Annotated in this window: 9 protein-coding genes and 2 pseudogenes; 3 read left to right on the top strand and 8 right to left on the bottom strand. The window is 64.7% G+C overall.

The window, feature by feature from the left end:
* Positions 1-12 precede the first annotated feature (12 nt).
* The 3 genes and pseudogenes from ACQCS0_RS07700 to ACQCS0_RS07690 form a co-directional block, all read left to right on the top strand.
* A complete protein-coding gene (locus ACQCS0_RS07700; protein ID WP_354156026.1) occupies positions 13-1,218 on the top strand; it encodes a tyrosine-type recombinase/integrase in 1,206 nt (401 codons plus the stop codon).
* On the top strand, positions 1,215-2,435 hold the full coding sequence (locus tag ACQCS0_RS07695) for a tyrosine-type recombinase/integrase (RefSeq protein WP_354156027.1): 1,221 nt from the start codon (positions 1,215-1,217) through the stop codon (positions 2,433-2,435). The genes ACQCS0_RS07700 and ACQCS0_RS07695 overlap by 4 nt, the downstream gene beginning before the upstream one ends.
* A 114-nt stretch (positions 2,436-2,549) precedes the next feature.
* Positions 2,550-2,855, top strand: a pseudogene (locus ACQCS0_RS07690) (integrase core domain-containing protein); the annotation flags it as partial.
* Positions 2,856-3,101: 246 nt separating this feature from the next.
* Here ACQCS0_RS07690 and ACQCS0_RS07685 read toward each other — a convergent pair.
* The 8 genes and pseudogenes from ACQCS0_RS07685 to ACQCS0_RS07650 form a co-directional block, all read right to left on the bottom strand.
* Positions 3,102-4,061, bottom strand: coding sequence for a D-glycerate dehydrogenase (locus ACQCS0_RS07685; RefSeq protein WP_354156028.1), 960 nt, complete (start codon positions 4,059-4,061; stop codon positions 3,102-3,104).
* The gene (locus ACQCS0_RS07680) at positions 4,058-5,257 is read right to left on the bottom strand and encodes an aminotransferase class I/II-fold pyridoxal phosphate-dependent enzyme (protein WP_354163024.1); all 1,200 of its coding nucleotides are present in this window, start codon (positions 5,255-5,257) and stop codon (positions 4,058-4,060) included. Before ACQCS0_RS07680 ends, ACQCS0_RS07685 begins: the two co-directional genes overlap by 4 nt.
* A gap of 291 nt (positions 5,258-5,548) precedes the next feature.
* Positions 5,549-6,448, bottom strand: coding sequence for a pyridoxal 5'-phosphate synthase lyase subunit PdxS (gene pdxS, locus ACQCS0_RS07675; RefSeq protein ID WP_426940173.1), 900 nt, complete (start codon positions 6,446-6,448; stop codon positions 5,549-5,551).
* An 81-nt stretch (positions 6,449-6,529) separates the two neighbouring features.
* Positions 6,530-7,424: pseudogene (purU, locus tag ACQCS0_RS07670) on the bottom strand (formyltetrahydrofolate deformylase).
* 3 nt (positions 7,425-7,427) lie between these two features.
* On the bottom strand, positions 7,428-8,801 hold the full coding sequence (locus tag ACQCS0_RS07665; protein WP_354166692.1) for an L-serine ammonia-lyase: 1,374 nt from the start codon (positions 8,799-8,801) through the stop codon (positions 7,428-7,430).
* On the bottom strand, positions 8,801-9,436 hold the full coding sequence (locus tag ACQCS0_RS07660; RefSeq protein ID WP_282331799.1) for a sarcosine oxidase subunit gamma: 636 nt from the start codon (positions 9,434-9,436) through the stop codon (positions 8,801-8,803). Before ACQCS0_RS07660 ends, ACQCS0_RS07665 begins: the two co-directional genes overlap by 1 nt.
* Complete coding sequence (locus tag ACQCS0_RS07655) at positions 9,429-12,374, bottom strand: sarcosine oxidase subunit alpha family protein (RefSeq protein ID WP_426940172.1); 2,946 nt, start codon at positions 12,372-12,374, stop codon at positions 9,429-9,431. Before ACQCS0_RS07655 ends, ACQCS0_RS07660 begins: the two co-directional genes overlap by 8 nt.
* Positions 12,371-12,793: a sarcosine oxidase subunit delta gene (locus ACQCS0_RS07650; protein WP_354156511.1), complete on the bottom strand. Its 423-nt coding sequence runs from the start codon at positions 12,791-12,793 to the stop codon at positions 12,371-12,373. Before ACQCS0_RS07650 ends, ACQCS0_RS07655 begins: the two co-directional genes overlap by 4 nt.
* Positions 12,794-12,796 lie beyond the last annotated feature (3 nt).

Raw genomic sequence — 12,796 nt, 5'->3', positions numbered from 1 at the left:
AAGGACAAGGCAATGGATACGACAGTCACGGCTATCGGAGATGTCGTTGTGGCCGCGTTGGAGGACGCCGGCTATATGCAGTCCACGATCGGCCAGTTTCGCAAGTCCATCAAGTGGCTGGGGTTTCTGGCCAAGAAACAGGATTTCGTCTACACAAGCGAGTTGGGTGCGGAATTCGCCTCGATGACGACGAGCCCGCGGACCGGGCGGTACAGCGCCCAGCGCCATACCGATTACGGCCGGTTGGTGTGGTTATTTGACTCGTACCTGCATACCGGCGCCGTGGATCTTTCCATGAGACCCCGAGGGAGGCAGAAGGAAAAACCCAGCAGCCCGGAATTCTCCAAGTTACTGGCTGCATGGTCCCAGGACATGGAGCAGCGTGGCCTCGCTCGTTCCACGCAAGACTGTTTCCGTGGATTGGCCTGCGAGTATCTGATCTTCTTGGAGGCCGGCGGGATTTCCTGGTGGGCTGACGCCGACGGGTACAGCGTTCTGGGATTTCTCGAGTCCCTTCGAATCCGGTGGGCTGAGTCGAGCATGTGGTCGGCGGTGGCCAGCTTCCGCCCGTTCCTGAAATTCACCTCCCGCACGGATCTGCTCGATGCCCTGGCCCTGGCACGGGCCAGGCGCCACCACGAGATTGTTCCCTTGCTCGATGCCGGAGTTGAAGGACAAGTTGTTGACGGCTGCTGTCAAGGGTTGGTGTCCTCACGGGACGCGGCGATTACCTTGCTCTCGCTGGCCACCGGCCTGCGCGCGTGCGATATCCGCAGCCTGCGGCTGGCGGACATTGACTGGCGGGGCGGCACGATAGGGCTCGTGCAGCAAAAGACCGGCAACCCGTTGACCCTGCCGTTACCGCCACTGGTTCTGGCCAAGCTTGCGCACTACGTGCTTGAGGAGCGGCCGGTCTCCGATGAGGAAGAGGTGTTCTTGAGGCTGAAGGCCCCGCATGTTGCCTTGGCTGACCATGCGGCGATTTACGTGATCGTCAACAAGGTCTTTCGTGCGTCCGGGGTGGAAGATGTGAAGGTTGGAACGCGTGTCCTTCGCTACAACGCGGCGTCCAGGCTGTTGCGGGCGGGCACCGCGTTGCCGACGATCTCGGCGATTCTCGGTCATGCCCACAGTGACTCGACCAATGTGTATCTGAGTGCGGATACCGAACGATTGCGCTCGTGTGTCCTTCCGCTGCCGGAAGGGGCAGGGCGATGAACACGTATGAGTTCACCAGCGTGTTCGCCCGGGAACTGACGCGGTATCTTGCCTTCAAGCAAAGCATGGGCTGCTACGGCGATTCGCGAATCTGGTATCTGCGCAGCTTCGACACCTACTGCAAGGAACACGAGGTGGCGTCTTTTGACCAGCAGGCCATCGAGGGTTGGGTCATGCTCAAGAAGTCGTCCCAGCCGGGGTCCAGCCCGTCCTGGATGTCATACATCAGGGATTTTGGCCGTTGGATGCGGACCCACGGCAACCCGGAAGCGTATGTGCTTGCCGAGTCCTGGAAGAGCGGGTTCTTCCGCTCTCAGCCCTACTTGTTGAGCCGCGAGGAAATCTCGTTGTTCTTCCGATCCGCTACCGGGCTGGAGACCACTTCGCCGTGGAAATGGCAGTCCGTCGCCTTTTTTGGACTGATGCATTCGTGCGGGCTTCGGACCTGCGAAACCCGCAGGCTGCAACCCCGGGATGTTGACCTCGATAAGGGGGAAATCGATGTGTTGTGGTCCAAGGGCAACAGAAGCCGGCGCCTGCCAATCACCGGCCAGATCATCGATATTCTCGCCGACTGCGACCGGATATCCCGCAAGAGATTCGGGCAACAGCGTCCGAGGTTCTTCGTCTCCTCGACCGCAGCCCCGGTCCCACCGGTCTCGATCGGGGTCACGTTCAACCGGATCTGGGAAGCGCTAACCATTGATGACCTGGCACTGGCAAGACCGGCCCACCTGACCCTCACGGGCAAACGGGATAAGAGCCGCGTCGTCCCCCTCGGAGAAAAGACGGTTGAACACCTGAAGGTCTATCTCGACGAGTTCCACCCCCAACGCGCAAACCGGCCCGCGACGCGGCCCCTGTTCTATAGCTTCCACCGCGGTCAACCAACTGCCCTTTCCAGCGACACCGTCGCTGCGGTGCTCAAGAAAGCCGGGGACATCGCCCGCGAACGGTGCACTTCGATCCCGGGCAACCTCCACTGCCACATGCTGCGGAAGACCAAGGCCATGGACCTCTACAAGCAAGGCATACCGTTACCGATCATCATGCAACTGCTCGGACACGAAAGCATGAACACCACCTCGGCGTTCTATGCCTTCGCCACCCTTGACATGATGCGGACAGCAATGAATGCCGCCAACCCGGCAATCAGCGCCATGAGCACCGAGATGCTCAGTGACGACGAACTTCAACTGCTCTACACACTGAAATAGCACGAAACCTTAAGCCGAGAAACAGCGCGCCGACCCCCGAACCACAAGGGCAAACTCCCCAACCTCGGCTTAACGTTTTTCTCGGCATAATCCGAATTAAACCGAATTCGGCTTAATTCCGACCGCGGCAGCGTGTATACTTCGGCCGGGTTTCGGGCCGTGGTGACCGGCCTTGGCATGCGCTCATCGATGGGACGCACGGGCGTGTGCTGGGACAACAGCATGGCCGAATCGTTCTTCTCGATGCTCAAGAACGAGCGCGTCTACCGGACCGTTTACGCGTCCAAATCACAAGCACGCAGCGACGTCATTCGCTACATCGAGGGGTTTTACAACAGTCGGCGCCGACACTCCGCGCTCGGTTACCGACGGCCCAACGAAGTCCACTATGGTTATCAACAGCCAGCCCTGGCAGCGTAGAAGAAACCATCAATTCCGCTGTCCGAAATCCTCGCGGCAGCTCAGTGGCCGCAAGCTTGACGGAAGGCTTGTTATCGGTGTTCCATTTGGTCGCTCCTTAGGGGAGAGAATCACGCAATTGGTCCCTGAAACTCGCCCGACAATTCCTTCGCTCGTGAAGAACATGAACGAGTACGAGCCCCATGCCTTCGCGACGGGCTCGTACTCGTTCATGTTGTCGCCTCGCTCGGTGGACGCCAGGTGCTTTTAATTGATCGGGGTGGGCGCTCGTTCGCCGCTGAGCACTGCAAGGGTGTTGTCGGCGGCGAGCATCGCCATCGCGGTTCGGGTCTCGACGGTGGCGGAGCCAAGGTGCGGCACGAGCACCACGTTCTCGAGCTCGACTAATCCGGGGTGCACGTTGGGTTCGTTTTCAAAAACGTCCAGCCCGGCGCCGGCGATCTGCCCCTCGCGAAGGGCAGAAGCGAGGGCTGCTTCGTCGATGATCGGTCCCCGCGCGGTGTTGATGAGGTATGCCGTGTCCTTCATGGCTGCGAGTTGCCCGGCGCCGATCAGGTGGTGGGTGGCCGGTCCGTAGGGGCAGTGCAAGGAGACGATGTCGGATATGGCCAGCAACTCATCGAGCTCGACCCGCTGGGCGCCCAGCTCGTCGGCAAGCGCGGGGTCGATCTCACTTCGTGACTGGTAGACGATTTCCATGCCGAAGGCCTTGGCCCGGCGTGCGGTCGCCTGGCCGATGCCGCCCATGCCGACGATGCCGAGGGTCTTGCCTTGCAGGCTGCTGCCGAGCAGGAAGAACATGCCCCACTTCCAGTCTTTGCCGGAGCGGATGAGCCGTTCGCCCTCGCCGAGCCTGCGGGTTGCTGAGAGGATGAGGCCGAGCGCGATGTCGGCCGTGGCCTCCGTGAGCACGCCGGGTGTGTTGGTGGCGACGACGCCCCGCTCGGTGCAAGCGGGCACGTCGATGTTGTCATAGCCGACGGCGACGTTCGCGACGATCTTGAGCTGCGGGCCGGCGGCGTCGAGCAGCGCGGCGTCGATGCGTTCGGTGAGCAGGCTCACCACGGCATCGGCCCCGGTTACCCGGCGCAGGAGCTCCTCGCGGCCAATCGCTTCCGGACCCGCCCAGGCATCGACTTCGTGTTCTGCACGCAGCTTCTCGAGTGCGGTTTCGGGTACACGTCCCGTGACGACGACCCGGCTCATGCCGTCTCGATCCACTTGCGCAGGCGGCCGAGGCCGTCGTGGATATCGGCGACGTCGATACCCGAGTAGGCGAGGCGAATGTACTGGCGGTCTTCGCCGGGCTGGCGGCGGCCGAAGTGTTCACGTGTGCAGAAGGAGACACCGGTTTCGTACAGGGCTGCGGAGGCGAAATCGCCGACTGCCGTGTAACCCATGCGCTCCATGACCTCGGTGACGTCGGGGAACAGGTAGAAGGTCGACTGCGGCACGGCGACGTGCATGCCGGAGATGTCGTTCACGAGTTCGCATGCGGCATCCCGGCGCCCGCGCAGGATGTCGAGCATCTGCTGTACGGGTTGCTGGGTTCCGCGGAGTGCTTCAATGCCGGCCCATTGCACGTAGTGCGTTGTGCACGACTCGTCGTTGGTGTTGAGTGTGCTGAGGATTTTGGCGATCTCGAGCGGGGCGACGGCGCAGCCGAGGCGGGATCCGGTCATGGCGAACTTCTTGCTGAAGGTGTAGAGGATTACTGTGCGCTCCGCCATGCCGGGAAGCGACGCGATCGAGTTCGAGACACCCTCATAGCGCGTTTCGAAGTACGCCTCATCGGAGAGTACCCAGAGGTCGTGCTCCTGCGCGAGCTGTGCGATTGCCTCCCGCTCGGCCGCCGTCGACTCGGCCGAGATTGGGTTCTGCAGGTCGTTGTAGATGATTGCGACAGTGTTCGGGGTGATCGATGCGCGCACCTGGTCGAGGTCGATCGCGAAGCCCTGGCTCGTGGGCAGGTAACGGTAAGGCACGGCCGTGCCGCCGAGGTACTCGATCTGTGATTCGTAGATTGGGAAGCCGGGGTTGGGATAGAGCACTTCCTGGCCGGGGTTCATGACCGCCTGCAGGAACTTGGTGATAACGGGCTTGCCGCCGGTCATCACCACGACGTTGTCCGGGGTGAACTCGATACCCCGGCGGGCTCCGATGTCCTCGGCGAGGGCTTCGCGCAACTGGGGGATGCCAGGGCCGGGGCAATAACCGGTATAGCCGTCGACGATGGCCCGGTTCATCGCTTCTACGATATGCGGGGCCGTTGGGATGTTAATGTCGCCGAGATGGAAGGGGTACACAGGGTTCCCCTTCGCCTTCCATCCGGCCGCGGCTTGGGCGACGCTGAAGGCGGTTTCGGTGCCCAGACGTTCGAGCCGGTGCGCGAGTTGCTGCATGGTGTTTTACTCCTCATCGAGACTGTGATCGGTCTTCTGCGGTAATGATTGGACTTTGGGTCGTGACGGCGGTTGGGCAGGGTTGACCGGTGCCTTTACCGGGGGCCACGGCCAGGAACCTTCTGCGGAGGTTCCTTGTCCGTTTCGGCCGATGCAGTAGGGAAAGTTGTGGCTGTCCGGTTCACCGGAACAGGTTTCCTACTTAACCTCGGGCTGTTCCCGGCGCTTATTCTGTCCATCTTTTCCGCGCTTGCTGTCATGGTTCTCCTTGACGCTCGGCGGCGAAGAGTCCTACCAGCCGCGCTCGGCGAGGCGGTGCGGCTGCGGGATGTCAGCGACGTTGATGCCCACCATGGCCTCGCCGAGGCCGCGGGAGGCCTTGGCGATGACGTCCGGGTCATCGAAGAATGTGGTGGCCTTGACCACGGCAGCGGCACGCTGGGCCGGGTTGCCGGACTTGAAGATACCGGAACCGACAAACACACCGTCAGCGCCGAGCTGCATCATCATCGCGGCGTCGGCCGGGGTGGCAATGCCGCCGGCGGTGAACAGCACCACGGGGAGCTTGCCGGCAGCGGCAACTTCCTTGACCAGCTCGTACGGGGCCTGCAGTTCCTTGGCCGCGACGTAGAGCTCGTCCTCGGGCAAGGCCGCGAGCTTGGCGATCTCGGCGCGGATCTGGCGCATGTGCCCGGTGGCGTTGGAGACATCGCCGGTGCCGGCCTCGCCCTTGGAGCGGATCATGGCCGCGCCTTCGTTGATGCGGCGCAGCGCCTCACCGAGGTTCGTGGCGCCACAGACGAAGGGAACCTTGAAGTTCCACTTATCGATGTGGTGGACGTAGTCGGCCGGGGTCAGGACCTCGGACTCGTCAATGTAGTCCACGCCGAGGGACTGCAGGACCTGGGCCTCCACGAAGTGGCCGATCCGGGCCTTGGCCATGACCGGCACGGAGACGGCGTCGATGATCTTGTCGATCATGTCCGGGTCCGACATGCGGGACACGCCGCCCTGGGCACGGATATCGGCCGGAACACGTTCCAGGGCCATGACTGCAACGGCACCGGCGTCTTCGGCGATGCGGGCCTGTTCAACGTTGACGACGTCCATGATGACGCCGCCTTTGAGCATCTCCGCCATGCCCCGCTTGACGCGGTTGCTGCCCGTTATCGTGGGAAATGCCTGATTCATTGGCTGTCTCTTTCGTTTTTTATGGGACGTGACATGCGCCCTCGTGACACAGCTTCGGCCGTGCTTCTGGCCGGACAGCTATCAGCGCAGTACGACGGTCCTGTTACCTTGCAGGATCACGCGGCCTTCGCAGTGCCAGCGCACGGCGTTGCTGAGTGCCTTGCACTCGGTGTCCCGGCCGGCAGCGACCAGGTCCTCGGGGCCGTAGGTGTGGTCTACCTCAACGGTCTGCTGGGAGATGATCGGACCTTCATCGAGCTCGGCGTTGACGTAGTGGGCGGTGGCCCCCACGGTCTTCACACCGCGCGCGTACGCCTGGTGATACGGCTTGGCGCCCTTGAAGCTGGGCAGGAACGAGTGGTGGATGTTGATGGCGCGCCCGTCGAGCTTGCGCGTGAGTTCGTCGCTGAGCACCTGCATGTAGCGGGCCAGCACCACCAGTTCCACGTCGAATTCGTCCACCAGTTCCAGCAGCCGGGCCTCGGCGGCGGGCTTGGTGTCGGCGGTGACGGGCACGTGGAAGAACGGAATGCCGTGCCATTCCACCAGCGTCTGGTGGTCCGTGTGTGGTTGAGACCACAGCGGCGATCTCCACGGGAAGCTCGCCGGTTCTGGCGCGGAACAGCAGGTCGTTGAGGCAGTGGCCGAACTTGGACACCATGATCAGCACGCGGCGCTTGGCGCCGTGCCGCTCCAGCCGCCAACTCATCCCGAACCGCTCCGCCACCGGGCCAAAAGCGGCCCGCAACGCCTCAGCGGTGGAGGCATCGCCGTCGGACGCGAAGTGCACGCGCATAAAGAAGTGCGCCTCCGACCGTTCGCCGAACTGCTTGCTGTCCACGATGTCGCAGCCATGCTCCAGCAGGAAACCTGAGACGGCGTGGACGATGCCCGGCGTCTCGGGGCAGTCCAGCGTCAGGACGTGTTCCACGGTGGTGACCGGTAACGGGCGTGTTTCAGTCTGGATGTCGGTCATGGCTCAGCACTCGATCACGTTGACGGCGAGACCTCCGCGGGAGGTCTCCTTGTATTTGGTTTTCATGTCCGCTCCTGTCTCACGCATGGTTTTGATGGCCTTGTCCAAGGACACTTTGTGGCTGCCGTCCCCGTGAAGGGACAGCCGCGCGGCGTTGATCGCCTTGACGCTGGCGATGGCGTTCCGCTCGATGCAGGGGATCTGCACCAGGCCGCCCACGGGGTCGCAGGTCAGCCCGAGGTTGTGCTCGATCCCCACTTCGGCGGCGTTTTCCACTTGTTCGGGGGTGCCGCCGAGGACCTCGCACAGGCCCGCGGCCGCCATGGAGCAGGCAGAGCCCACTTCGCCCTGGCAGCCGACTTCGGCGCCGGAGATGGAGGCGTTGATCTTGAAAAGAATCCCGACGGCGGCTGCCGCGAGGAGGAAGCGGACCACACCGTCCTCGTCGGCCCCCGGAACAAACTTGACGTAGTAGTGCAGGACGGCAGGCACGATGCCGGCCGCGCCGTTGGTGGGAGCGGTGACAATCCGCCCGCCCGCGGCGTTTTCTTCGTTGACGGCGAGGGCGAACAGGTTGACCCATTCCATCGCCCGGAGGGGATCGGTGACGCCCGTATCCGCGGTCAGGGTCTTGAATAACGACGGCGCGCGCCGCCTGACGTTGAGCCCGCCGGGAAGGATTCCTTCCGCGGCGCAGCCGTTGTCCACGCACTCGCGCATCACGGCCCAGAGTGCCAGCAGCTTCTCGCGGAGCTCCGCTTCGCTGCGCCAGGTGAGTTCGTTGGCGAGCATCACGTCGGAGATGGACATGCCCTCGCGCTTGCAGATCGCCAGGAGTTCGTCGGCGCTGGTGAACGGGTATGGCAGGGCGGTGTCATCGGCCACCACCCTGTCGCCGGAATCGGCGTCGCCGTCCACGACAAAGCCGCCGCCGATGGAGTAGAAGCTTCGTTCGCTAAGGACGGTCTCGGTGTGGTCCAGGGCCCGGAAGGTCATGCCGTTGGGGTGGGCGGGGAGGGACTTGCGGCGGTGCAGTACTACGTCCTCGTCCCAGTTGAAGTCCACCCGGTGATCTCCGCAGATCATAAGTTCGGCGTCGAGGGCGGCTGCGGCCACCTGGTCGTCGGCGGTGGCGGTATCCACCGTCTCCGGGTCCAGGCCCTGCAGGCCCAGTACCACCGCCTTGTCGGAGCCGTGGCCCCGCCCGGTGGCACCAAGGGAGCCGAACAGTTCGGCCCGGACCCGGGTGGTTGAGCTCAAGAGCCCACCGCTCTTAAGCCCGTCAGCGAACAGTTTTGCCGCCCGCATCGGGCCGACCGTGTGTGAGGACGACGGCCCGATGCCAACGGAAAACAGGTCCAGGGCGCTAAGCGCCATCAGGGCACCTCGGGGGAAGCGAACTCCCTCATTGCGTCCAGGAGCCAACGGCCCAGGAACTCCGCGAACGAGGCCCGGGGGAAGATCCGGTAGCTTTCCTCCCCGGTCTTCTGCAGGACCACCGGGATATTGCCTACCTCGGTGGACAGGGCTGCACCCGTGGTGAAGCTGCGGGGGTGCAGGTCCAGGGCGCAGCCCTTTTCCAGGACGGCCCGGGCACGCGGACCGGAGAGCTCGAACGTGGTGCGGTTGGCGGAGAGGTCCACAACCTGGCCCGGTGCGTCGCCCAGCGCGGCCACGAGGGAGCCGATGAGGTCACCGCCCAGGGAATCGTGGGCTTCTTCCGGTGCCACCACCAGGAACTCGGACGGTCCCAGCCAAAGAACGGTGACGCGGTCCGTGCCGCCCACGTCGCCGCAGCGTGCCGGCAGGCCGCCGGTGACGGCGGCGATCCGTGAGCCTTCTTCGGAGCGGGGATCCACCCGGACGCCGGCCATGGTCTGGAACAGGCCTTCTTTCAGGACCACCGTTCCCTGGATGGAGCCGGCATCCATTGCCGCGGCCAGGTGTGAGGCAGGGCTGCGGCGGATGTCGCGGAGTCCATTGATGCCGTCGAGTGCTGCTGTGTTAGCCATCTTTGCGGGTCCCTTCGGGGTCAAAAAGTACGGTTTCTGCCACAACAACGTCAACGAACTGGTCGCCGGCTGCGGCCACCAGGGTCTCGCCGATGCGGTTGCGGCCATTCTTGATCAGGGCCAGCGCGAAGGACCTGCCCAGAGCGGCGCTGTGGTAGCTCGAGGTCACGAACCCCTCCATGGGGACCGGGCCGTAGGCGGGGTTCGTGGCGATGCCCTTTTCCACAAGCTGGGTGCCTTCGGGCAGCCTCAGCGTTCCGTCCACGGGCAGGACGCTGACCAGGTGCTTGCGGTCCGCGCGCTGGGCGTCGGTCCTGGCGTAGGAGCGTTTGCCGATGAAGTCCTTGGCCTTCGAGACCACCCATTCCATCCCCGCGTCCTGCGGGGTGACCGTACCGTCGGTGTCCTGGCCAACGATCGGGTAACCCTTCTCTGCGCGGAGCACGTGCATTGTTTCGGTGCCGTAGGGGGTGATGTTGAATTCAGCCCCGGCTGCGGCCACCGCTTCCCAGGTGTTCAGCCCGTACCAGGACGGCACGTTGATCTCGTAGGCCAGTTCGCCGGAGAACGAGATCCGGCAGATCCGTGCCTGGACGCCGGAAGCCAGTGTGGTTTCCCGGAATGTCATGAACGGGAAGGCATCTGCTTCGAGTCCGCCGTCTGCTGCCAGTTCCGGCGCCACCTTGGCGAGCACCGCCCGGGATTTGGGCCCGACGACGGCAATGGTGGACCACTGCTCGGTCACCGAGGTGCAGTGCACGTCCAGCTCAGGCCATTCGGTCTGCAGCCATTCCTCCAGCCAGTCCAGCACCTTCGCGGCGCCGCCGGTCGTGGTGGTCATGAAGAACCGGTCCGCATCCAGGCGCAGGGTCACGCCGTCGTCGAAAATCATGCCGTCCGCCATGCACATCACGCCGTAGCGGGCGGAACCCGGGGCGAGCTTTTTGAACGCGTTCGTGTACATCCGGTTGAGGAACTCACCGGCGTCCTTGCCCCGGATTTCGATCTTGCCCAGGGTGGTGGCGTCCATAAAACCGACGGATTCGCGGACGGCGGCGCACTCCCGGAGCACGGCAGCGTCCATATCTTCCCCGGCCTGAGGGTAGTACCAGGGCCGCTTCCACTGCCCAACGTCCTCGAACAGGGCACCCTGCCCGACGTGCCACGGGTGGACCGACGTGAGGCGGGCGGGATCGAAGAGTTCGCCGCGCTGGCGTCCGGCGAGGGCCGAGAACGCCACCGGGGTGAACGGTGCACGGTAGGTGGTGGTGCCGATGTCGCCGATGCCACGGGAGGCTTCGCCGGCGGTCCGCAGCGCCGCTGCGATAACGCCGATCGCGTTGACCCCTGAGGTCTTGCCCTGGTCGTTGGCGGTGCTGATCGAGGTGTAGCGCTTGATGTGCTCCACGGACCGCATGCCGGCGCCGGTGGACCGCAGGACATCTGCCACGGACTGGTCGCGCTGGAAGTCCACGAAGTGGTGGTGCCAGTCATCCGGGCCGCCGGTCTGACCGGGCACCAGCCACAGCTGGCGGGTCGGGGCCGAGGCCTTCGGCTCGCCAAGAGTGGTCGGCTCGGTTTCCGAGGCGAAGCCCGCCGCGATCGCTGCCGCGGCTCCGGCGGAGATGCCTTCGTCGACGCAGTCAAGGAGTTCGAAGCTGCCGCGGCCGGAGCCGATGGACTGCTGGTTGGGAACCACGGTGCTCGGCACGAAAGCGGCCAGGTCCTCGTCCCAGCGCAGCTTGCCCTGGCGCTGGGAGTGCAGGTGCACCAGCGGGCTCCAACCACCGGAAACTGCCAGCAGGTCGCAGGCGATCTCTTCGACGCCGGAGGTGAGGTCGCCGTCGTCGTTGATGCTGCGGACGGTGACGCCCGCAACGCGGCCATCTGCACGGCTGGATGCGGTGTTGGCAACGGCGCTGCCGATCAGCACCCGGGTGCCGGCTTCGACGGCGGCACCTGCCACGGCGGTGAGCTGCGGGCGGGCGTCGACGACGGCGGCAACCTTCACGCCGGCGTCGCGGAGGTCCGCGGCGAGGGCGTAGGCGCTGTCGTTGGTGGTGCTGATGACCACGCGCTGCCCGGCGGCGACGGCGTAGCGGTTGAGGTAGCTGCGGACGGCCGAGGCGAGCATGATGCCCGGGCGGTCGTTGTTCTCAAACACCAGGGGCCGTTCGTGGGCGCCGGGAGCCAGCACCACCTGCTTGGCACGCACGTGCCAAATCCGCTGCCGGGATACACCAGGCGCTGCCGGGCTGGACAGGTGGTCGGTGCGGTTCTGGACCGCGATGACGTAGTTGGCATCGTAGGCGCCAAAGGCCGTGGTGCGGTTCAGGACCGTGCTTTCGGCTCCGGAGACGAGTTCGGCTTCCACGTCGGCGACCCATTCCAGGGCGGGTTTGCCTTCGATGTCCTCGGCCAGTCCGGACGCAGTGGATCCGGACAGGAGGGATCCGCCCAGTTCGGGCTGATCGTCCATGAGCATCACGCGGGCGCCGGTGCGGACCGCTTCGCGGGCCGCGGCCAGGCCGGCGGGGCCACCGCCGATCACCAGCACGTCGGTGTGGACGTACTTCTTGTCGTATTCAGCCCGATCTTCCTCGGGGTCCAAGCGGCCCAAACCGTTGAGCAGGTCCGCTTTCAGGCCGTCCACCAGAGTGATTGTGGTGGCGGGGAGCATGGATTCGGCCACATGGCCCGGGAACCGTGCTTCGACCCGGACCAGTGCGTTGGCTTCCTCCACCCCGGCGGACATGATGCCGCGGGGCCGGTCCTCGTAAAGCGAGTTTCCGGCGGCGATCCGGCCGTTGGCGAGCAGGGCCGAGGCGAGGGTGTCGCCGGGGTGTCCGGTGAATTCCTCGCCGTCCACGGTGAAGCGCCAGGACATGGTGCGGTCGATGCGTCCGCCGGCGGCGAGGCGGGCGTTCTGGGAAGTCACTTGGTTGCTCCCTTCGGGGCAGTGGTGCTGGGGGCGGAATCGGCCGGGGCAATGCTGGTGCCCGAGATGCTGGGCGCGGCGGTACCGGTGGTGGTGCTGTCAGCGGCGGTGCTGGCAGTGCCTGAGTCCGGGACGGCCGGGTTGGCCGGTGCTGGCCGGGGCGTGCCCATCGGGTAGACGGCCTGGATGTCGTAGGTGACGGTGTCGCGGAGCATGTTGAACCACTGGCGGCAGCCGGTGCTGTGCAGCCAGCGTTCGGCGAAGGCGCCCTTGGTGTTGTCCCGGTAGAACAGGAATTCGGCCCATTCGCGGTCGTTCAGCTCGGTGGGGTTTTCCGGGTAGGCCACGTGGGCCTGGCCGCCGTAGTGGAACTCGGTCTCGTCGCGCGAGCCGCAGTTGGGGCAGGGGATGAGCAGCATGTG

The organism is Pseudarthrobacter sp. S6 (genome assembly GCF_050156575.1).
GTDB lineage: Bacteria > Actinomycetota > Actinomycetes > Actinomycetales > Micrococcaceae > Arthrobacter.
The sequence above is the reverse complement of the archived record's forward strand: the minus strand, read 5'-3'. Positions and strand labels throughout refer to the sequence as shown.

Bases quoted from the DNA above. Each gene is read 5' to 3' on its own strand.
- ACQCS0_RS07665 (WP_354166692.1), bottom strand. From the start codon at position 8,801: ATGGCGCTTAGCGCCCTGGACCTGTTTTCCGTTGGCATCGGGCCGTCG.
- ACQCS0_RS07695 (WP_354156027.1), top strand. From the start codon at position 1,215: ATGAACACGTATGAGTTCACCAGCGTGTTCGCCCGGGAACTGACGCGG.
- ACQCS0_RS07700 (WP_354156026.1), top strand. From the start codon at position 13: ATGGATACGACAGTCACGGCTATCGGAGATGTCGTTGTGGCCGCGTTG.
- ACQCS0_RS07660 (WP_282331799.1), bottom strand. From the start codon at position 9,436: ATGGCTAACACAGCAGCACTCGACGGCATCAATGGACTCCGCGACATC.
- ACQCS0_RS07650 (WP_354156511.1), bottom strand. From the start codon at position 12,793: ATGCTGCTCATCCCCTGCCCCAACTGCGGCTCGCGCGACGAGACCGAG.
- ACQCS0_RS07685 (WP_354156028.1), bottom strand. From the start codon at position 4,061: ATGAGCCGGGTCGTCGTCACGGGACGTGTACCCGAAACCGCACTCGAG.
- pdxS (WP_426940173.1), bottom strand. From the start codon at position 6,448: ATGAATCAGGCATTTCCCACGATAACGGGCAGCAACCGCGTCAAGCGG.
- ACQCS0_RS07680 (WP_354163024.1), bottom strand. From the start codon at position 5,257: ATGCAGCAACTCGCGCACCGGCTCGAACGTCTGGGCACCGAAACCGCC.